Raw genomic sequence first — 21437 nt, 5'->3', positions numbered from 1 at the left:
TCCAGCCTTAACGCATTACCAGTCCGCCGTCGGCCACCAGGGTCTGACCGACGATATAGCTCGCCGAATCGGAACTGAGGAAAGCCACGATGTTCGCAACCTCGTCCACACGCCCCATCCGCTTCACCGGAATCGCGTCGACAATGGCGCGCACGATCTGCCGGGGCACTTTCTTGACCATCCGCGACTCGATCATGCCGGGCGCCACCGCATTGATGCGAATGCCTTTAGATGCGAATTCGCTCGCAATCGTGCGGGTAAAACCGATCACGCCTGCCTTGGCCGCGCTGTAGTTCGACTGGCCAAAACTCGAGGTGACGCCCGAGACGGACGCCACGTTGACGACGCTCGCCTGGCCCGAGGACCGCAACAGACGCAGCAACGATCTGCAGAGATTGAACGTTCCGTAAAGATTGACTTTGACGACGTTGTCGAAATCTTCGTAGCTCATCACCGAGAACAGGTTGTCCTTGCAGATGCCCGCGTTGTTCACGAGCACGTCCACCTTGCCTGCCTCTCTCTCCAGTTTTTTCGCCAGACGCTCGACATCGCCCTGATCCGACACGTCGCATTGCTCCATGCTCAACAGCGCGCCGTTTTCATGCTCGCTGGCGAGTTTTTCGAGCCCGCCTGGCGAGCTGTTGTAAATGGCGAAAACCCGGCTGGAAAGATCGAGATACTTCCTGCAGACAGCCAGTCCGATATCTCCGCTCGCGCCGGTTACAACGACATTCTTACCGGAAAGATCTGAATAAAAACCCATATGAATTCCAGAACAAAAGCACTATTGATCAGCTCAATATGGCAACAGCGACCGTGTGCGTTCCGCAATGGGAGATGCTCAAAGTTGCACTGTTTAACCCCTTACTGGCCATGATTTTTTTAAATTCACCGTGAAACGTGTAGTACGGCTCACCCAGAGAGCCGTGGCATATCCTGATGTCGTGAAACACGATTCCATTCCGAAAACCCGTGCCCAAAGCCTTGACCGCGGCTTCCTTGCTTGCCCAGATGCCCACCAGGCGTTCAATGTTGCTATCGCTCATTGACTCCTGCAGCCTTTCCTCCTGGGACGTGAACTTTTCAAAGAAGGCTTGTCCGCTTCTATTCAGAGCACGGCTAATCCGCTCGTTTTCCACAATATCTATGCCTATATGCATGCTCTTCTCAGTTCACTCGATTCAAGGTCGCAGGATTCCCGGCGAAAGCTCGGGCTTTCACCATCAGGGCACGCAATCCGGATATCCGCAAGTTCAGGGCATTGATCAGCCGTCAACCGGCGGACGCACGCTGGAGGCGGCGCACACGAGGCGTCGCTCTCGGACCGGGCAAGCGGCTTGCCAGTTCATTACGTTTTCTGCATTCCTTATTATTCCGATTACAACTCGAGGCAATCTTCATGCGTCTGCGTATTAACGTACCCGGCGGACATACCCGGCGAAGCCTGACCGCCGAAACGTCCTTTCGTCAACGGACGACGGTGCTCTGGCAATTGCCGTTATTCTGGCGACCGTGCATGACAGTGCGATCGCCTATGAAATATCGAATGAGATTGTTCACCTGTGGATGAAGCAGGCCCTGCGCCTGCCATTGCGGTGACATTGCGACTCGCTTCAAGTGGGCTGGCCGAGCCGGCCATTCTGGTATTGCGCCCAAGGTGATTCTGTTCGGTGACGCTATTCATTTATTTCTTGTACCTCAGATGCCTGGTGATGCCCCGCGCAATGCAACGGCGTTCAATATTTCAACAACGACGCCAAACCGTGATGATCGATTTGGCGCTGCCCTTCGAATTGTTTGTGGGTACTGAGTAAAAAGAGGTTACCAGAGCGCGTTGATTTCAACCACCAGACAAATCTTAACTATTGTTAATTTAGAAAAATTGCGCAATCCAGTCGACTCGACGCCAAAGCCGCGGGATCTATCGCGCTCTACCCGTTCTCATCATTCTTGTGGTTGTGTGGGCCGGCATGAGCATAACGCGCCCGGTCCGGCCCGTTCTAGCGGGCTGCCGAAAAGTGCCGCGTTTTGGCATGACGCCCCGGACACGCGCAACGTTTGCAGTTACGGGGCCGTGGCGCTGCCCGCGTCGGAGATGGTTCTTTGAACATGTTCAGGTAGACGACTCAACACGCTGGCGACCGGATCGCCGCCAATCAAACATGGCAATCATCTGGATCATTAGCAAATTGCCAAAGTCCGCGCGCAACGGATGGGATTTACGACGATGCGCGCGCAACGTTTCAGGCTGATGGGATCGAGTAGGGAATCGCCCGACACGTTCGCGCACGCACCGTGGGTGACGTAATTCGAACGCTACGCTTCTCCAGCAATTGCCATGCCGCCTCGCGTCCAAACGCGCGATTTCTCTTCGATGACTGCGCAGCCAACGTTAGCCCCGGTCGCCCGTGCACAAGAAAATCGCGTATCGACGCTCTCCGATACACTCCCCTGAGGATTCAGGCAGGACCACGATCAGGATCAGGGTAGAAAACGTCGCGCAACCCGTATTCCAGACGCTCGCTACCCCGGAGCAATTCGCCGCCGCCATATCGACAAGAAGGGGCTGGTTGCAATGCGAGTTTCTGTTCACATTGGTTCCGGCGCCCTCGTCGCCGGTCTGCTTCTGGCCTCGAGCCTGTTGGCGGCCACTGCGCCCGCCGCCAGCACGCCTGCGCCGATCACTGCATCGGCACCTGCATCGGCCCCTGTTTCGGCCACCGGAGCGCCCACTGGCCCGGCGGTCATCCAGACCGCGCCTGCCACGGCGGTTGCGGAAGCGGGCGAGCCGACGCCGCCCGGTCCAACCCGCGAGCGCGTCTACACGCTGCGCCAGATGGGCCGCTACGGGCCGATGCTGTTGCGCGGCCTCGACCCGAGGGACACGATGAACGTCGGCGTGCGCACCGACGAAATCGTGACCGGCGCAAAGCTCAAGCTCGTTTACACCTACTCCCCGTCGCTGATTTATTCGCTGTCGCATTTGCGAATTTTCGTGAACGACGAAGTCGTGGCGACGATTCCGCTCGTGAAAGAACTCGCGGGCCGTCCCGTGACGAGCGAAATCGACCTCGACCCGCGCCTTTTCACCGATTTCAACCGGATCAGCGTGCAGATGATCGCGCACTACACGCTCGATCATTGCGAAGACCCCTATCATTCCAGCCTCTGGACCGACGTGAGCACCGCCACCACGCTTACGCTTCAGACGGCGCGCGTCGTCCTGCCGGACAGTCTCTCATTGCTTCCGGTGCCGTTCTTCGACCGCCACGACAACAGCCTCGTGCGCGTGCCGTTCGTGCTGGCCGGCAACGCAGGCGTGCCCACGCTGCGCGCGGCGGGCGTCGTCGCGTCGTGGCTCGGCGTGCTGGCGAGCTATCGCGGCGTGCGTTTCCCGGTGGTGCGCACGGCCCCGCCCGACGCCAACGCCATCGCGCTCGTGCTGCCGGGTCAGATGCCCGAAGGACTGACGCTGCCGGAAATCAAGGGCCCGACGGTGTCCGTGATGCCCAATCCGGCCGCCGATCCGCACTCCGGCCGCAAGCTGCTGGTGCTCGCGGGCCGCACGCCCGACGAGCTGCAGACCGCCGCCTACGCGCTCGTACTCGGCCAGGCGGGCATGGCGGGCAGCAGCGTGACCGTGAAATCCGTCGATCCCGGCCCTGCCCGCAAGCCTTACGACGCGCCGAGCTGGGTACCGACCGATCGCCCCGTGCTGTTCCGGCAGCTCGTGAGCGATCCGCAGCAGCTTCAGGTGTCGGGCTACAACCCGCCTGCGATCCGCGTAAACCTGCGCGTGCCCGCCGATCTCTATGCGTGGGCCCAGCGTAACGTCGCGCTCGATCTGCGCTACCGCTATACGGCGCCGTCCACCTACAACGACTCCGTGCTCAACGTCAGCATCAACGATCAGCTCGTGCGCTCGGAGCGGCTCAAACCGGTCACGCGGCGGCTGAACGAGGCGCGCATCAGCGTGCCGCTGCTCTCCGGCACAGAAGCACGCGCGACGAACGAAGTGGACATCCCCGCGTTTCGCGTCGGCAGCAACAACCAGTTCCAGTTCCTCTTTCACATCGATTCGCAGAAGACCGGCCTGTGCACCGCGACAGCCGCCGATGTCGCGCGTGCGGCCATCGATCCCGATTCGTCCGTCGACTTCAGCGCCTTCGCGCACTACACGGGACTGCCGAATCTCGCGTACTTCGCCAACAGCGGCTTCCCGTTCACGCGGCTCGCCGACCTCGCGGGCACGGCGGTCGTGATCCCGGACCAGCGCGACACGAAGGATGAGGAAGCCGTGCTGACGATGCTCGGCTACATGGGCGAATGGACCGGCCTGCCCACGCTGCGCGTGACGCTCACGCCCGCGAGCCAGATCGACAGCGTGCGCAACCGCGATCTGCTCGTGATCGGCTCGGGCTCCGCCGCCGACCTGCTCGCGAAGTGGGGCAAGTCGCTGCCGCTCTTGATCGAGCAAGGCAAAACCGCCGTGACGACGCGCCAGCAGCGAGGCGGCTGGCCGGACTGGCTCGGCGGCACGGACGATGCAGACAACGCCCCGCGCGGCCGCTCGATCGTGACGCTCGGCGGGCCGATGGCGGCGCTGATCGGCTTTCAGTCGCCGCTCGCGGCGGGCAAAAGTGTCGTGGCGCTGGCAACGACCTCGTCGGCGCAGCTCGGCGACGTGCTCGACGCCTTCGAGAACGGCGAGAAGGTCGCGCTCATTCACGGCGATCTGACCGTCGTGCGCCAGGGGGAAGTAGAGGGCCTGCGCGTGGGCGAACGCTACTTCGTCGGCGACCTGCCGTGGTATGCGCGCGCCTGGATTTTCATCTCGCGCTATCCGGCTCTGATGGCGCTCGCGGGCATCCTCGCCGGGCTTGTCGTCGCGCTGACCGTGTTCTGGGCGCTGGGCCGCATCGCCGCCCGCCGTATCGGGGGCTGAGCATGCCGCCGGTCTTCGTTCGCGTGGGCCGCACGCTGACCTCCTTCGCATCCGTGCCGTTCAGCGCGGCGCCCGAGGGCGAAGCGCCGCTGGCGGCGAGACTCGCGCGGCTGCTCGCGCTGCTGATGGCGGCGTCGCCGTGCCTCGCCTGGGCGCAGACGCCCGCCAGTCCTGCTGCTCCCGCACCCGCGAGTCCGGCACAGCCGAACGCGCAGATCGCGCAGCTGCTTTCGGCGGCGCGCATGTGGGAAGCGAAAAACCGCCCGGACATGGCGCGCGGCATCGTGCAGAAAGCGCTGCTGATCGACCCGAACCAGCCCGACGCGCTGGCGCTTCTCGGTCTGGTCGAATTGCGCTCGAACCGGCCCGCCGAAGCCGCGAAAATCCTCGCGCGGTTGCGCAAGCAACAACCGAACGCGCCCGCCACGCAGGAACTCGCGGACGCGTATCGCATCGCCACGAGCGGCAAGGTCGAGATGGCGCAGATCCGCCTGCTGGCGAACGCGGGCAAGGCGGAGGAAGCATCGCAGCGTCTGCTGGCGCTGTTTCCGAACGGCGCGCCCGCAGGCGACCTGGCGAGCGACTATTACCGCATCCTCGCGGGCACGCCCGCGGGCCGCGCGCGCGCCATCGACGAACTGCGCGTACGTGTGCGCCAGAACCCGAACGATCCGCGTGTCGCCCTGATCCTCGGCGACCTGCTGACCGACCGCGTCGAGACGCGCATGGAAGGCCTCAACCTCATCTATCGCGCGTACCGGCGACAGGACGCCAACCATGCCCAAGCGCTCCAGCTCTGGCGGCGTGCGCTCGGCAGCGGGACCCGCGACGATCCGAACTATTTCATCTGGTATTACCGCTACCTCCAGGAAGTGCCCGACGACACCGATGTGCAGCAGGTCGTCGCCGAACTGGGCAAGCGCCTCGGTCCGACGGGCCAGGCGCAGGCGCTCGCCGGGGCGCAGAACCTGGCCGCCACGGGGGGCACCGGCAGCACCGGGGGCACCGGGGGCACGGCAGGCACGGGCGGAACGGGCAAACCGGCTGCGGCAGCCCCACGTCGCCCGAGCCCTGGAGCGCAGGCGCGCGCACGCGGACTCGCCCAACTCGACCGCGGTGATCTGCGCGGCGCCGAAGCCTCGTTGCAGAGCGCGTCGCGCGCGAACCCCAACGACGGTGCGACGATCGGCGCGCTCGGTCTCGTGCGGTTGCGCGAGGGCCGTCACGACGAAGCGCGCGAACTGTTCGCGCGCGCGCTCAGACTCGACCGCAGCAACGCCGGCAAATGGCGCAGCCTGCTCCAGACGGCCACCCTCTGGGGCACCATCGCGCGGGCGCGCGCGGCGAACCAGCAAGGCAAACCGGAGGAAGGCGAATCGCTCGCGCGCGACGCGCTCAAGCTCGACCCGGGCAACACCAGCGCGCTCGGCATCCTCGCCGACGCGCTGATCGCGCAGCAAAAATATCCGGAAGCGGAAAGCGTGCTGCGTCCGCTGGTCGATGCCCCGAAGCCCGACATGGATGCGCTGCGCAGCCTCGTCACGGTGCTGCGCGAAACGCATCGCGAGGACGAAATCGAGCCGCTTATCGCGTCGACGGCGCCGCGCGTGAGCGGATCAATGAGCGGATCGACAGCCGAACTCAATCGCCTGCGCGCCGAACTGCTGTCGATCCAGGCCGACGCGCTGATCGCCGAAAATCGCAAGAGCCCGGCCATTGCGAAGCTCGAAGAGGCCGTGCAGCTCACGCCGGACAACGCCTGGACGCGCTTCACGCTCGCGCGCCAGTACCGCGATCTTGGCCTGCCCGCGCTGGGGCGCCAGGTGATGGAGGACGGGCTGAAGGTCTCGGCGGCGCCCGACATGCGCTACGCGAGCGCGCTCTACCTGAACTCCGTGGACGACGTCGACGCGGCGGCGGCGCTGCTCGACGCCATCGCACCCGCCGACCGCAGCCAGGGCATGCGCGACCTGATGGGTAATCTCGCGGCGCAAAAGAAGGTGGCGCAGGCCCGCCAACTCATCGCGCAAGGCAAGGAGCAGGAAGCACAGGCCGTGCTCGACGCCGCAGCAGCCGACGTGCCCAACGATCCGCAGATGCTCGCAACGGTCGGACGCGAGTGGATCGCCATCGGCCAGCCCGACAAGGGGCTCAAGCTCGTGACGGACTGGCTCGATGCGCATCCGGACGACCCGGCGGCGAACGGCGCGCGCGTGCGTTACGGCGAACTGCTCGCGGCGGCGGAGCGCGACGAAGCGCTCGCGCAGTGGCTCGCCAGCACCCGCGCACGGGCGGGCATCACCGATGAACAGCGCGCCGCCCTCGACGACCAGTTGCTGCGGCTCGCCGCGCGCGAATCGGGCCGGCAGATGGAGGCGGGCGACTACCGGGCCGCTGAACGCACGCTGGCCGCAGTTCCGGACGCGCTCAAGTCGAACCGCCGCTGGCTGCTCGCGCAGGCCGACCTGCTCGACGCGAAGGGCGACTACAAGGGCGCGATGGCATCGGCCCGGCAGGTGCTCGCGACACAGCCCGACGACGCCGATGCGCGGCTCACGGTTGCGCGTATGCTGGAGCGCATGGGCGAGGAGCGGGAGGCCGCCGACATGGTGCGCGCAGTATTGGCCGACACCCCCGGGGACGACATCGATACGCGCCTGTCCGTCGCGCGGCGCTTCACGTCGCTCGGCCTGAACGACGAGGCGCAGGGTGTCGTCGATTCGTTGCGCGAGCGCTACCCCGAGCGCTCGGACATCACGGTGCAGGCCGGGCGCGTCGCGCAGGCGCGCGGCCACTACAACGAGGCGGCCAGCCTCTTTCGCACCTCGCGCACGCAGGAGCAGGCCGAGGGCGTGCAGCCCGATGCGGACGGCACGACCTCCGCGAGCCGCGCGCTTCAGGGGCTCGAAGACCGCCGCCAGGGGCAGGTTGCGACGGAGTGGTACCAGTCGAACCTTTCCGGCACCCCAGGCATCTCGCAGATGAACGCCACCGAAATTCCGCTCTACGTCCGGATTCCGAACGGCTACACGGGCCACTACTTCTTCCATGCCGACACGGTCTTTCTCGACGCCGGTACGTTACCTGCCAACAGCTTCGACGACGCATACCAGTACGGCAAGATCGCGGCGCTCGGCAATCAGGTGCTCGGGCCGGTCGACAACACCGCGACCGGCGTCGCGCTCGCAGCCGGCTACGAGTTCAGCGGCGCCAATGACAGCTGGCGTGCGGATATCGGCAGCACGCCAATCGGCTTTCCGATTACAAGCGTGCTGGGCGGCCTGCAGTACCGGCACGAATTCTCGCGCGCATCGCTGAGCTTCGACCTGTCGCGGCGCGCGATGACGAGCAGCCTCGTCTCCTATGCGGGCGGACGCGATCCCGTTACGGGCGAGACGTGGGGCGGCGTCGTGCGCAACAGCGCGACCGTGCGCGGCGCGCAAGACTTCGGCCCCGGCACGGTGTTCACGAGCGTCTCGTTCGGGCTGCTCACCGGCACGAACGTGCGGACCAACCAGGAATTGCGGGTGCGCAGCGGCTACGACTGGCCGTTTTTCAAGCGCCCCAACCAGGTTATTTCGAGCGGGCTCACCATCAACTACTGGGAGTACTCGAAAAATGAGCACTTCTATACATTCGGAAACGGCGGCTACTACAGCCCGCAAAGCTATCTTTCGTTCAGCATTCCGTTCAACTGGATCGGGCGCTACAGGAAGCTTTCGTGGGAGCTGGGGGCATCCGTCGGCCTATCGTTCACCAACGAGAACGAGTCGCCGTATTTCCCGACGCGCCCCGATTTGCAGCAGCAGGCCGTCGAGCGCCTTTCGGCCGCGAGACTCGGCTCGCCGTTTTTCGGCGGCGGCTCGGGCGGCGGCTTCAGCTACACGCTGCTCGCCGCACTCGAATATCGCATTACGCCGCACTGGGTGGCGGGCGGACGCGTTTCAATCGACCGGTCGCGCGACTACGCGCCGAACGTCGGCATGGTCTACCTGCGGTATTTCCTCTCGAAGCAGCACGGCCCGGTGCCCTACCCGCCGCGGCCCGTCACGCCGTACTCACAATATTGACGGCAGTGCTGACGGCAGTATTGGCGGCAGTACTGCCGCAGGGTGGAACGCCGCGACCGGAGCGATACGATGACCCAACCCGCCCCCGCTGCATCAGCGTCCGTGCGCGCCGTCAGCCGCGACGCGCGCTACTCGCTGCTGGCGCGCCTTGCGCCGCGCGAGCCGATCGCGATCGACGGCCTGCCGGGCGCGCTCGCGTCGCTCGGCGCGGGCCAGGTGCATATCGTCTATGCGAGCGCTTCGCCCGCGCGCGACGCGCTCTTCTGGCAAACCGCCGCCGCGGCGCTGCGCGGCCCGGCGACTGTTCTCTCGACGCGCGACGCCGCGAGCCTCGCGGCAACGCTGCGCGAGCACGGCGTCGACATCGACCGGCCCGGCGCGACGGGCGCCTGGTCGAACGTCTGCGCGCTGCGCCCGCTGCCCGGGCGTGACGGCACGCAGGTGCTGATCGAGGCGCTGCAGGCGCTCGCGGACCAATGCGCGGCGCCAGGCAGCCAGTTCCTGATCGAAGGCGCCGAGGCGTTCTTCGCCTGGGGCGACGCGGCCACGCTCGCGCGGCAGGGTGCGGACCTGGCGGCATGGTGCGCGCAGCACCGCTACGGCATCCTGATCGTCGCCGCACCGCCGGATTTGACGGAAGAGCGCGGCCACGCCGAACTCAACGCATTCCAGTCCCGCTTCGCGGGCGCGGCGCAGCTGCTTCACGCGCAAGGCCAATATCACTGGGAAATCGCGTTCTGGCGCGCGGGCGACGCGGTGCACGGCAGCCAGTCGCTGCCGCTGCGCTTTTCCGCCGCGGAGCATCGGCTCACGGTGGCAGGCGGCACCTTCGACACGACCATCGACGAAGCGGGCCTGCTCGCCCCCGACGAAGGCCGAGTGATCGTCTCGCGCGACGCCGTGTTGAACGAACGGCTGCTTCCGCCCGCGTGGGAGATCGTCGACAACAACGAGGCCGCCGTTGCCGCCGCGCATCTCGCGGTCGCCGCGACGGTGATCCTCGACTTCGGCGCGCGCGGCCAGCTTGAAACGCTCGCGGAACAGGTCCATACAGTGCGGCTGCAATGCGGCGAAGCGCTCAAGCTCATCGTGCGCGAAGACGGCGTGGCCCTGCGTTACGAATCGCTGATGCTCACGCTGGGCGTGAACCGCGTGATTCACCGCAATACACCGCTTTCGCAAGTCGAGGCCATCGTCGAAAGCCTGCAGGGGCAGGTCTACTCGCGGCCCATGCCTGCGGACTTTCGCGCGGCCATCGCCGCCGTGATGCACGGCGACGAAACCGGCTATGTCAACGCGGCGCATTTCATCGAACTCGTGCGCGAAGCCGTCGATCGCAGCCGCGTGATCCAGTTGCCGAGCGTGCTGATCCGGCTTGCACTGATGCCGGAAGTGGCGCACGTCGACGCCCTCAAGGCGTGCCATTTGCGGCGCGCGGGCGACATTGTGACGGCGAGCGGCGACAGCCTCTACGTGTTTTTCTTCGCGTGCCGCCTGAGCGACGCGGACGCTGTGTGTCAGCGCGTGTTCGCGCGCCCGCTCGCGGAACTGTTCGAGGGCGAGCAGCGCTGCGGCGATCCGCAGGCCATCACCGCGCTGCTCGACGCGCTTTCCGATGAGATCGACGACGAAACCCCGCCCGACTAATCCGGCTGGCTGGCGCTTCAGCAGCCCGCCGCGCTGCAAGCCGCCCGCGCGGAAGCCGCAAACGGCGCTCGGGCCGCCAGCGAAACACCCGCTGCGCCCGCGGCACTGGAAAGCGGCCTGCTGCCCGCGCTCGACGCCGCTTCGGCGCGAGCCGGCCACGCCGCGCCAAAGCCGCGCGCCGCACCGCGCCGTGCGCCGTTGCCGCTCAAAACCGGGGAGCGCCCATGAACATCTTTCTCGGCTACTTCGTCTGGGGCTTGATCCTCGCCGCGCCGCTCTGGTGGATCTGGTGGCGCTTCAATCTCTCGCGCTGGCTGCCGCGCTGGGCACTGCCCGCGCGTAGCCGTCCCGTCGTGCTGCCGCCGCAACTGGACGCGCTCGTGGTGCGCGGCAAGCGCCGCGCAGGCACCGGGGAGGCGCGCCGATGAGAACCATCGCGATCGTCTCCGCCACGGGCGGCGCAGGCCGCACGACGCTGACCGCCGAACTCGCGAGCCTGCTCGCCGCACGCGGACAGCGCGTGCTTGCCGTCGAATGCGATCCGCGCAACGTGCTGGCGCTGCACTTCGGTTTGCGTGAAAGCGCGCGCGACGGGCTCGTCTCGCACCTCGCCGGGCACGCCGACGCGTGGGCGAACGCCGCGCTGCAAAGCGACGACGGTGTGCTCGTGCTGCCCTGGGGCAGCGAAGACGGTACGACCGATGCGGCAACCAGCGCCGCGCTCGATGCCCGCCCGCACTGGCTGCACGATCTGCTCGCCCGCGTTGACCTGCCGCGCGAAGCGATTGCACTGATCGACTGCACGGCATGGCCATCACCGCACGCGCGCCAGGCCATCGACGCCGCCGAATTCGTGCTTGCCGTCGTCACACCCGACGCCACGGCCTGCGCGACGCTGCCGCGCCTGCAAGCCGCACTCCGGCGCGCAGGCAGGCACAGCGCGTTCGTGACGAACGCAGTCGTGCCCGCCCGCGCGTTGCATACCGACATCGTCGCGCTGCTGCGCGCGCGGCTCGGCGCCGCGATGCTGCCGTACGTCATTCATGCCGATACCGGCGTACCGGCGGCGCTCGCGAGCGGCGAAGGCTTCTGTCTCAACACGCCGGAGTCACAGGCGGCGCACGACCTGAACGGCATTGCGTCGTGGCTTTTGCACTGGGCCAATCCCCCCGCCGAAGACGCCTCTATGCCCGCACAGCCCGTCCAGCGCGCACAAGGAGCGGCCCCATGATCCGCGCGAAGCTGATCGCACTTTGGGGCGCGCTCTGGTCCGCGCTGCGCGGCATCGTGGCGCCCGAACTGAACGTCGCGCCCGACGCGCCAGGCAGCCGATGGCTGCTGCGCGTTTTCTTCCGGCCGCCGGGCCCCGGCAAGCGCGACCTGCCCGCGCTGTTCTTCGCGGCGGTCGGCCGCGACGCCGCCAACCGGCTCGACATGGGCCGCGACCGCAGCCTGCGCGCGTGGCTCGTGCGCCTCTTGTTGCGCCCGCGCAGAAGGCGCCGCCGCTTTGCCGCCGATCTGCGGCGGCTACGCAAGCAGCCGCACCCGCGCCGCGTCATGCTGCGCGCGTGGCTCGACCGCCTCCTCGCACCGCTCTACCGGCGCGCGGCGATTGCGCGCGCAACGATCGCCGCGCGCCTGCCTGCCATCGACTGGGACGGCATACGCGCACGCCTCGAAGTCCTTTCCGAAGCGCTCGACCGCGTGCCTTACCTGCGCCAGGCCCTGCTGTGGCTCGCGTTCATTGCCGCCATCGCCGTGTGCACGACGCCGCTGCCGCTCGGCCACCAGTTCCTGCTGTTCCTCGTCGTGTGCGTCGTGGTGCTGATCGTGCGCCGCGTGCCGGGCCGCCTCGCCACAATGCTGATCATGATGCTCTCGCTCCTGATGACGGGCCGTTATGTCTGGTGGCGCTCGACACAGACGCTGCATCTCGGGAGTCCCGCCGAAGCGGTGGTCGGCTACATTCTTTACGCCGCCGAACTCTATACGTGGATCGTGCTGATCTTCGGCTACGTGCAGACCGCGTGGCCGCTCAATCGCAAGTCGGAGCCGCTGCCCGACGATCCCGCGCAATGGCCGAGCGTCGACGTCTACATCCCGACCTACAACGAACCGCTTTCGGTCGTGCGCCCCACGGTGTTCGCGGCAAGCTCGATCGACTGGCCGCGCGACAAACTGCGCGTCTATATCCTCGATGACGGCACCCGCGACGAATTCCGCGCGTTCGCGCAAGAGGCGGGCGTGGGCTATATCGTCCGCAAGGAGCACACGCACGCGAAGGCGGGCAACATCAATCACGCGCTGCCGCTGACGCATGGCGAATACATCGCCATCTTCGACTGCGATCACGTGCCCACGCGCAGCTTCCTGCAGACGACGATGGGCGTTTTTCTCGCCGATCCGAAGTGCGCGATGCTGCAGACGCCGCACCACTTCTTCTCGCCCGATCCGTTCGAACGCAACTTCGACACGTTCCACCGCGTGCCCAACGAAGGCAGCCTGTTCTATGGGCTGATCCAGGACGGCAACGACTTCTGGGACGCGGCGTTTTTCTGCGGTTCGTGCGCGATCATCAAACGCGGGCCGCTGGAGCGCATCGGCGGTATTGCGGTGGAAACGGTCACCGAGGACGCACACACTTCGTTGCGGCTGCATCGACATGGCTACACGTCGGCATACCTGCGCACGGTCCAGGCCGCGGGCCTCGCCACGGACAGCCTCGCCGACCACGTCGGCCAGCGCATCCGCTGGGCGCGCGGCATGACGCAGATCTTCCGCGTCGACAATCCGTGGTTCGGCAAGGGCCTCTCGTTCTTCCAGCGCCTGTGCTACAGCAACGCCATGCTGCACTTTTTCTACGGCTTTCCGCGCCTCATCTTCCTCGTGATGCCGGGTGCGTACCTGTTCTTCGGGCTGCACGTGATCAATACGCCCGCACTTGTGATCCTGGCCTACGTGCTGCCCTATCTGCTGATCGCCCAGATCGCCAATTCACGCATCCAGGGACGTTATCGAGGCTCGTTCTGGGCCGAGGCGTACGAAGCCGTGCTCGCGTGGTACATCGTGCTGCCCACGACCATCGCGTTCGTGAATCCGAAGCTCGGCAAGTTCAACGTGACGTCCAAGGGCGGCCACATCGAAAACGAGTATCTCGACTGGACCATCTCACGGCCCTATCTCGTACTGCTCGCGGTCAACCTGGTCGCCTTTCTCGCGGGCATCGGCCGGCTCACGATCTGGCGCAGCGAAGAACCATCCACGGTGTTCATGAACCTCTTCTGGGCCGGTGTGAACCTCACGGTGCTCGGCCTAGCCGTGGGCGTCGCGACGGAGGCGCGCCAGGTGCGCGTGGCGCACCGCATCCCGCTGCGCGTGCCCGCCATGCTGACGCTGCCCGATGGCCGCACGCTGGCATGCAGGACCGAAAACTATTCGATGGGCGGGCTCGGCCTGCGGTTGCCCGTCGACGTGCGGCTCAAACCGGGCGAGCGCATCAATGTGTGCCTCTCGCGCGGCATCGTCGAGCACGCGTTTGCCGCCACCGTCGCACGCTGCGCGAGCCGCCGTCTTGGCGTGCGCTTCGAGGCCTTGAGCCCGGAGGATGAGCGGCGGCTCGTGGAATGCACGTTCGGCCGCGCCGACGCATGGCTCGAATGGGAGGACGTGCCCGCCCCCGACGCGCCGCTGCACAGCCTGATCCAGTTGATCGAACTGAGCTGGCAAGGTTACCTGCGCCTCGCCGATGCCATTGTCGACGCGCTCGAAAACTTCCTCACGCGGCGCCGGGCACGCTCGCCCCGCCAGTCCTGACACCGGGAACACGCGACTGATCATGGGACTCTGGAACCTCTACTTCGCCGCCAAGCTGTATCTGTTCTACGCAGGCAAACTGAGCCCCGACTGGTGGCTGAACCTGCTCTTCGCCGCCGGGCTGCTTGTCCCGGTGCGCATGCGGTGGCTGCGCATCGTGCGCCACATGCTCGCCATCGTCGCGGGCATCGCGCTCGTCTATCGTGAATCGAGCCTGCCCGCGCTCGACCGCGTGATGTCGCAGCTTCCCGTGCTGGCCACCTTCACGCCTTCGTACATGCTCGAACTGGCGGGCCGCGTGATCTCGCCCTCGATGATCGTCGCCGTCGTCGCGGCCGTGCTCGCCTACATCGTGCTCAACCGGTGGATACGCGTGACGACCTTCGTGTTGATTGCGCTGATCGTTGCGCCGCTTTGGCAAGGCGTCGGCACGCTGGTTGCTCACGCAACCAGCAGCACGTCGCTCGCCGATACCGTCGACAACGGCAACGACAATCGCAATACGACGCGCGACGAGCGCTCGGGCAGCTACGACCAGCAACTCGCGGCATTCCGCAGTAACGAGCAGGGACGCCACGTCAGCTTCACCGCGCTCACGAGCGAACCGGCCGGGCAGTTCGACATCATCGTGGTGCACATCTGCTCGCTTTCGTGGGATGACCTCGACGTCGCGAAATACCGCACCAATCCGCTCTTCTCACGCTTTGACTACATCTTCCAGAATTTCAGTTCGGCCGCGAGCTACAGCGGCCCGGCGGCCATTCGCGTGATGCGCGCCTCATGTGGTCAAGAGCCGCACAAGACCCTGTACGACCCGGCGCCACCCGAATGTCACCTGTTCGCCGAACTCGCCCAAGCGGGCTTTACCCCGAATGCACTGTTGAACCACAACGGCCGCTTCGACGATTTCGGCAGCACCGTGATACGCGCGATCGGCGTGCCGGGCGTAACGATACCGTCCAACGACGGCCTGCCCATCGCCATGCGCGAGTTCGACGGCTCGCCGCTCGTGGGCGACTACGACGTCCTCGCGCGCTGGTACAAGCAGCGCCTTGCCGCGGGCGGCGGGCCAGTTGCGCTTTACTACAACACGGTGTCGTTGCATGACGGCAACCGGCTGCCCAACAGCAGGCTGTCGAGCCTCCAGTCCTATCCGATCCGGCTTCAGCAATTGCTCGGCGACATCAACAGACTGATCGACCTCATCGCGCAATCGGGCCACAAGGCAGTCATCGTGTTCGTACCCGAGCATGGTGCCGCGCTGCGCGGAGAGCAGAACCAGATCGCGGGCATGCGCGAGATTCCCACGCCAAACATCATCCACGTTCCGGTGGGCGTGAAACTCGTGGGGCTGCCCGAAGGTTCGGAGACGGCAGGCGGCGCGGTGACGATCGATACGCCCACGAGTTACCTCGCACTCGCACAACTGCTCTCGAACCTGGTTGCGAAAAGCCCGTTCGTTACCGGCGCGCCACCGCTTTCGCAGTACGCGCAGAACCTGCCGCAAACACGCATGATCGGAGAGAACGAACAGACCGTCACGATGACGACGTCCACGGGCTATGTGATTCACACGCCGGACGGCGTGTGGGTGGAGGGCCGATAGATGCCGTTGCGGCGATGGCGTAAAGGACAGCCGGTGAGCCGCGCGCCGCGGCTGCCGAGCGATATCGACGGGCTTGCCCGGCTGGTGGAAGGCGTGGAGCGCGACGCTTATTTCGACGTGCAGGCGCAGGACGCGTGGCACGACGCGGCGCGGCGCTGGCCGCTGGTTGCCGCCGTGCTGGAACTCACGTTCGACGGCGGATCGCACGGCACGGACCTGCAGCGTAATGAGGACGGTTCGGCGGCTTGATATCGATGCACGGCTGGCTTACCAATTCGCATATCGATCCATAAAGCATGATCTGCGACAAAGAAACGATTAATCGTTGATTGCGCAATAGATGTCGCAACCGAATACCGCAACGGAATTAACGCGGCATTCGAAGCAACGATAAATAGCCCTGCCTGATGAAGCGTTAATTGCCGCAATTCGCGCCGTGCCGGGATCGTGCGGGGCCGCGAAGCCTGAATCGATTCAGGCTGCATAAAGCCGGTGCCTGCCGAGCTTACCGTCACCCGCAAAGCATCGCTCCCATCTTCCCTCCAACGCGCCTTTACGCGCGACATCACCGTCGAAACGCCAATTCTTGATCTGCGGTGCGAAACGCTGTCTTCAAGACTGACTCCCGTCTGTTTCCTGTTACGCATATCACCCCGTTTGCGTGGATGAGAATCTGGTTTGTCGCGTCAGAAGCGACTCTGCTGCTTCGAACGCGACAAATTCCTTTCACATTTTTCTACGGGGTTGATATGGACCGCATTGAGTCAGTGCTTTTAACGCAAAATTCGGAATACACGTCGCTCGGCGAGAGCTTCAATCAGAGTGCCGTAAAGAAAACGGAGACGTTGCCGTTTACGATAAAGGTGGTAAGCAGCGTGGCGGATCTCGACAAGGCCGTCGAGATGCGCCGCGCCGCTTATCGGCGTCACGTTCCGGAATTCGCCGAAACTATGGGTATCGAGGCGATGGATGCTGCGCCCGGTACTGTGGTGCTGCTCGCGCAGTCGCGGCTGGATGGCGGCCCGCTCGGCACCATGCGGGTCCAGACGAACGAGTTCGGACCGCTTGCCGTCGAGCAATCGGTCGTCCTGCCGGACTGGCTGGGCCAGACGCGCCTTGCCGAGGCGACGCGACTTGGCGTCGCGCGCGGGACGATCGGCCGGCTGGTGAAGGTTGCGCTGTGCAAGGCTTATTACATGTACTGCGCGCAGAATGGAGTCGACTGGATGTTGATTACGGCACGATCGCCGCTCGATCGGGAATATGAGGCGATGTTGTTCGACGATGTGTACGGGAAAAACGAATACCTGCCGATGGCGCACGTTGGCGGGTTGCCACATCGGTTGATGGCGAAACCAGTTGCTTTAGCCCGTCAACGCTGGACGCAGGCCAATCATCCGTTATTCGGATTCATGGTTGAGACGTATCACCCGGATATCGATGTTAGCGTCGCGCCGAAGCAAAGCGAAACCAGCCACGGCACTGGGTGCGGAGGTTGTGCGAGCAACACCTCAGACCGTCTGCAGTCGCAGAACGTAGCATAAGGCTGGATACCCGCCCGAAGGCATCCGGGCGGGCGAAATATCGGTGGCGGTAGCGGCAGCCGGGCTGTCGTTACCGACCATCGCAGCATTGCCATGAAATCGAGAATGAAGTCATTGGGGAAAGGCAGCAAATGACAAGCGTTAAGTGGCCGTTTCGGGACCGACTGACCAACTGGGCGTGGCGGTTCTCAGCGTACGTGGCGCCATTTCTGTTAGCGCTTGGCACCATCGCAGTCTTGCTCTGGGCGCCACGCCAGTTCGACACGACGGGAATAGTCCCGCTCGGCTTACGCGTGATTGCAGATCCGTCGGCGACACTGCCACCCACCATGGCCATCGCCCGCCTGCGCGATGCGGAGCCCACTGGACGCTTCAGTACCCATCTCGCGGAAACGCCGTTCTGGTTCACGCTCACTGCGCCGGTCCTGGGCCGTGGAGCCGTCACGTTCATCGATCTGCCTTCGAGGCACGCACGGGCGCTGTCCTGTTGGCAAACGGGCCCCGTTCTCGCACTGCTCGGCGCAGGCGACCGCCACGGCACGAGCGGCGCGATGCGCTTCAACAAGGCCGGCTTTGCGCTCAAACTCGACGCGCGAGCCCAAGACGTGCAGATCCTGTGCCGAGGCCTCTTCTCCGGACCCGCCTATATCACCGCTTCCGCATCGACGCGCGAAAGTCTTGAGGCATCATCCCTCGAATTCCAGCAAAGCGCGTCGCTCGTCACCGGCGGCCTGCTGACGCTCGCGATGTTCGCATTTGTTACGGCAATCATTAATCGCGAGTGGACTTACGTGGTCTTCGGCGCCTGGCTCGTCCTCAATCTGCGGTTGAGCGGAAATGCAATGGGCTTCGATACCGAATGGATGGGTCGACTCATCCCGCCCGATCTTATTCCGCTGTTGCGCAGATTAGCGTTCGCCAGCTATTACGCGCTCTTCTTTACGCTCTTTCTGGAGGTGTTTCGGCGCGAGCTGAAGGTAATCACCCCACGCTGGAGCGTTCGCGCGGTGCAGTACAGCGGCTGCCTGATGCTGGCCGCCGCACTCACGCTGGATTACGCGCACTTCATTCCAGTGCTGTGGACGATCGCCTGCTTCGGCATACTGGTACTCACTCACTTCCTGGTGCAGTTGGTCTCCAAGGCGCGTTCGCGCGCCGTGCTTTGGTATGCCGCGTCGATGGCCATTGTCCTGGTCGCGTCGCTATCAGAAGTGCTCGCTGCCGCGCTCGGAGTGAAAGCGCTGGCTGGCGGGTTGAGTCCCGTCGTGACGGCGCTGTCGTCAAGCATGCTTTGTGCGGTCGCCATTGCGGAACGTGTGCGCGAAGAGCGCGAACGCCGCCAGCAAGCGGAGACCGAACTGCGCAAGACGTACGACGTGACGCCAATCGGCCTTTTCACGCTGGACGCAGAGAACTGCTTCGTCCGTGTCAATCCGGCGCTGCGCTCGATGCTGTGCCTGCCTGACGAGCACGACGGCACGCATCGGTGGGCCAACTATTTCGCCCCTGGCGCCGAGCGCGCCCTCGCCGAGCTCCTGGAGCGCGAAGACTCTGCTTCGATCGAAATCGAGGGCGCAGCCGGCACACAGACAGATGCGCGGCGCTACTCGCTGCGGGCGATTCGATCAAACGGCTTCATCGAAGGCTCGCTCGAGGACGTGACGGACCACTCGAAAGCGGTGGAGCGCCTGCACTTCCTGGCCGAGCACGACCCCCTCACCGGACTCCTGAACCGGCGCGGCATCGAGCAAGCCATTGGCCGGCAATGCGGCGAAAGCGGATCGTGGGCACTCGCATATCTCGATCTCGACAGGTTCAAGCAGTTCAACGATCTGTTCGGTCACGGAACCGGCGACGAAATATTGCGGCACGTCGCAACGCGTCTCGTCGAGTGTTTCGGCTCGCACGTCCCTATCGGGCGAATTGGCGGTGACGAATTCGTGTGGGTGCTCGCGAATGCGGCGATCAACGACGCAGCAGCGCACTGTCGCGAACTTGTCGTCGCGCTGAATTCCGCACCGATTCACGTCGATACACGCGCGTTCCAGGTCAGGGGATCGATTGGTGTCGTCGAGTGCTCGCCAGGCGAGCGGGTCCTTGACGCCCTCGCCCATGCAGACCGCGCGTGTCGCGCCGCGAAACGCAGCGGCAGCGCGCGGCTTGTCACACTGCGCAAAGGCGCACCGGCGTTCGAGGAGCGTGCCGCCGAGATCAATCTGATCGAGGCGCTGGGTCAAAGCCGCCTGCCCGAGGGACTATTCCTCGTGATGCAACCGATCATGTCGATGCGCGCACCGGCAGAATCGCTCGACTTCGAGGTGCTGCTGCGCCTGCGCATGGCGGACGGCTCGGTGGCGACCGCCGCGAAGTTGATTGCCGCCGCCGAGGACACCGGCACCATCGTCGAGATCGACCGCTGGGTGCTCTCGACCACGCTCGCATGGCTCAGCGAGAACCGTGCAATGCTCGCCACCACGTGCTTCGTGTGCGTGAACCTGAGCGGTGGATCGCTCAATGACGAGCACTTTGTCGACGAGCTGTTCGCATTGTTCGCGCGTCACAAAGACGTCGTTCATTACCTGTGCATCGAAATCACCGAAAGCGTCGCGCTGCACGATCTTGAGCACACGGAACGCTTCATCGCTCGCGTGCACGAAATGGGCGCGAAGATCGCAATCGACGATTTCGGCGCAGGCCACACATCGTTGCGGTACTTGAAGAAGCTGTCGGCCGACGCGCTGAAGATCGATGGCGAGTTTGTGCGCACGATGTGTAACCATCCCGCCGATATTGCGATTGTCGAGGCGATCATCACCCTCGCACGCAACCTCGGCATGCGCAGCATCGCCGAATGGGTCGAAGATCTCGACACCTTGCGTGCGCTGAACGAACTAGGCGTCGATTACGTGCAAGGCTTCGCAATCGCGAGACCACAAGAGGCCGGGGCCATTCTCGCGAACGACTCGGCCGCAAGCTTCGTGACGAACGCCGAGCTGATGCACTATCTGAATGCGCAGCAGACGCTGCACCGTGGTGCGGATGACCAGAACATGGAGCGGGAAATTGTGATCTGATCCGCAATTGCCCGGGTCGAGGGAACATGCTCGACCTGGCGATCAAGCCGTATCGCTCACCATGCCGGTCGTCTCGCCGCTCGCCAGCATGAGCTGTGCGAGTTCGGCGGTCGCCGTCTGCAATGCCGATTCGAGGGTCATGAGCTCACCGGTCAGGCTCATGGCGCCACCGCTCGCCACGCCGCTCGGGTCGTGCTTCGCCAGCGCCATGTCATGCGCGATCGCTTCCTGCGTTTTTGCCAATTGCGCGCGAAGACTCTGGATAAACGCCTTCAGTTGCCGGATAGCGGGACTCTCCGCGCTCGTGCCGTTCGACGAAGCGCCCGCAGCAGCGCCGGAATGGGCGCCGCCATGCGTTGTCGAGGAACTCGCGTGGGCAGGCGCCGTGGTGGTGGACGGCGAATCCGCGTCGGTGGAGCTAGCCGAGGTTCCGGCTTGCGAAACCTGCCCCGAAACAGTGCTGTTCACCTGCATGTGCAATTCCCGGTTTGCATTGCCCTGACTGTAAATATCGACCTCCAGGATATTTTCTTTAGGCTCGCCAACATGAGTCATCAACCAGGCGTGAGTAGAAGCATTCGAATTTCTGGATGTTGCATTCGCGCAAATCAGCAGAGACCGGCTTTTGATTCCCGCCTGAAACGCAAACGTTTTCGCAATGGCGTATTTACGATTTCGCATTATTGAATCAAATCCGCCTTCTTTTGTCACAAGAAGTACACGGAGACACCTTAGCTT

Annotated in this window: 13 protein-coding genes; 10 read left to right on the top strand and 3 right to left on the bottom strand. The window is 64.7% G+C overall.

What is annotated here, in order from left to right; translation table 11 throughout:
- Positions 1-7: 7 nt before the first annotated feature.
- Together fabG and acpS are read right to left on the bottom strand one after the other, a co-directional pair.
- Positions 8-763: a 3-oxoacyl-ACP reductase FabG gene (gene fabG / locus Q0L30_RS04050; protein WP_296651492.1), complete on the bottom strand. Its 756-nt coding sequence runs from the start codon at positions 761-763 to the stop codon at positions 8-10.
- 28 nt (positions 764-791) lie between these two features.
- Positions 792-1160 (bottom strand): holo-ACP synthase, encoded by a 369-nt coding sequence (gene acpS, locus Q0L30_RS04045; RefSeq protein WP_296651490.1) that lies wholly within the window; start codon positions 1158-1160, stop codon positions 792-794.
- Positions 1161-2575: 1415 nt separating this feature from the next.
- On the opposite strand from acpS, the gene bcsB reads away from it, so the two are divergent.
- The 10 genes from bcsB (at position 2576) to Q0L30_RS03995 (ending at position 20699) form a co-directional block, all read left to right on the top strand.
- The gene (gene bcsB, locus Q0L30_RS04040) at positions 2576-4945 is read left to right on the top strand and encodes a cellulose biosynthesis cyclic di-GMP-binding regulatory protein BcsB (protein WP_296651487.1); all 2370 of its coding nucleotides are present in this window, start codon (positions 2576-2578) and stop codon (positions 4943-4945) included.
- A gap of 2 nt (positions 4946-4947) precedes the next feature.
- Entirely contained in the window at positions 4948-9015 is a 4068-nt protein-coding gene (locus tag Q0L30_RS04035) for a cellulose synthase subunit BcsC-related outer membrane protein (protein ID WP_296651484.1), read from the top strand.
- A gap of 69 nt (positions 9016-9084) precedes the next feature.
- Positions 9085-10662 carry a cellulose biosynthesis protein BcsE gene (bcsE, locus tag Q0L30_RS04030; RefSeq protein WP_296651482.1) on the top strand — a complete coding sequence of 526 codons (1578 nt, stop codon included), beginning with the start codon at positions 9085-9087 and terminating at the stop codon, positions 10660-10662.
- Positions 10663-10886: 224 nt separating this feature from the next.
- Positions 10887-11090 (top strand): hypothetical protein, encoded by a 204-nt coding sequence (locus tag Q0L30_RS04025; RefSeq protein ID WP_296651479.1) that lies wholly within the window; start codon positions 10887-10889, stop codon positions 11088-11090.
- A complete protein-coding gene (gene bcsQ, locus Q0L30_RS04020; protein WP_296651477.1) occupies positions 11087-11893 on the top strand; it encodes a cellulose biosynthesis protein BcsQ in 807 nt (268 codons plus the stop codon). The genes Q0L30_RS04025 and bcsQ overlap by 4 nt, the downstream gene beginning before the upstream one ends.
- Entirely contained in the window at positions 11890-14475 is a 2586-nt protein-coding gene (bcsA, locus tag Q0L30_RS04015; RefSeq protein ID WP_296651474.1) for a UDP-forming cellulose synthase catalytic subunit, read from the top strand. The genes bcsQ and bcsA overlap by 4 nt, the downstream gene beginning before the upstream one ends.
- Before the next feature lie 22 nt (positions 14476-14497).
- Positions 14498-16081, top strand: coding sequence for a cellulose biosynthesis protein BcsG (bcsG, locus tag Q0L30_RS04010; RefSeq protein WP_296651470.1), 1584 nt, complete (start codon positions 14498-14500; stop codon positions 16079-16081).
- A gap of 33 nt (positions 16082-16114) precedes the next feature.
- Positions 16115-16330: a hypothetical protein gene (locus tag Q0L30_RS04005; protein ID WP_296651467.1), complete on the top strand. Its 216-nt coding sequence runs from the start codon at positions 16115-16117 to the stop codon at positions 16328-16330.
- A gap of 500 nt (positions 16331-16830) precedes the next feature.
- The gene (locus Q0L30_RS04000) at positions 16831-17625 is read left to right on the top strand and encodes a hypothetical protein (protein WP_296651464.1); all 795 of its coding nucleotides are present in this window, start codon (positions 16831-16833) and stop codon (positions 17623-17625) included.
- A gap of 329 nt (positions 17626-17954) precedes the next feature.
- Positions 17955-20699 carry an EAL domain-containing protein gene (locus Q0L30_RS03995; protein WP_296651461.1) on the top strand — a complete coding sequence of 915 codons (2745 nt, stop codon included), beginning with the start codon at positions 17955-17957 and terminating at the stop codon, positions 20697-20699.
- A gap of 42 nt (positions 20700-20741) precedes the next feature.
- Here Q0L30_RS03995 and Q0L30_RS03990 read toward each other — a convergent pair whose 3' ends face one another.
- Positions 20742-21410, bottom strand: coding sequence for a hypothetical protein (locus Q0L30_RS03990; protein WP_296651458.1), 669 nt, complete (start codon positions 21408-21410; stop codon positions 20742-20744).
- Positions 21411-21437: the final 27 nt, after the last annotated feature.

Origin of the sequence: Paraburkholderia sp. (genome assembly GCF_024281035.1) — a bacterium.
Classification (GTDB): Bacteria; Pseudomonadota; Gammaproteobacteria; order Burkholderiales; family Burkholderiaceae; genus Paraburkholderia.
The sequence above is the reverse complement of the archived record's forward strand: the minus strand, read 5'-3'. Positions and strand labels throughout refer to the sequence as shown.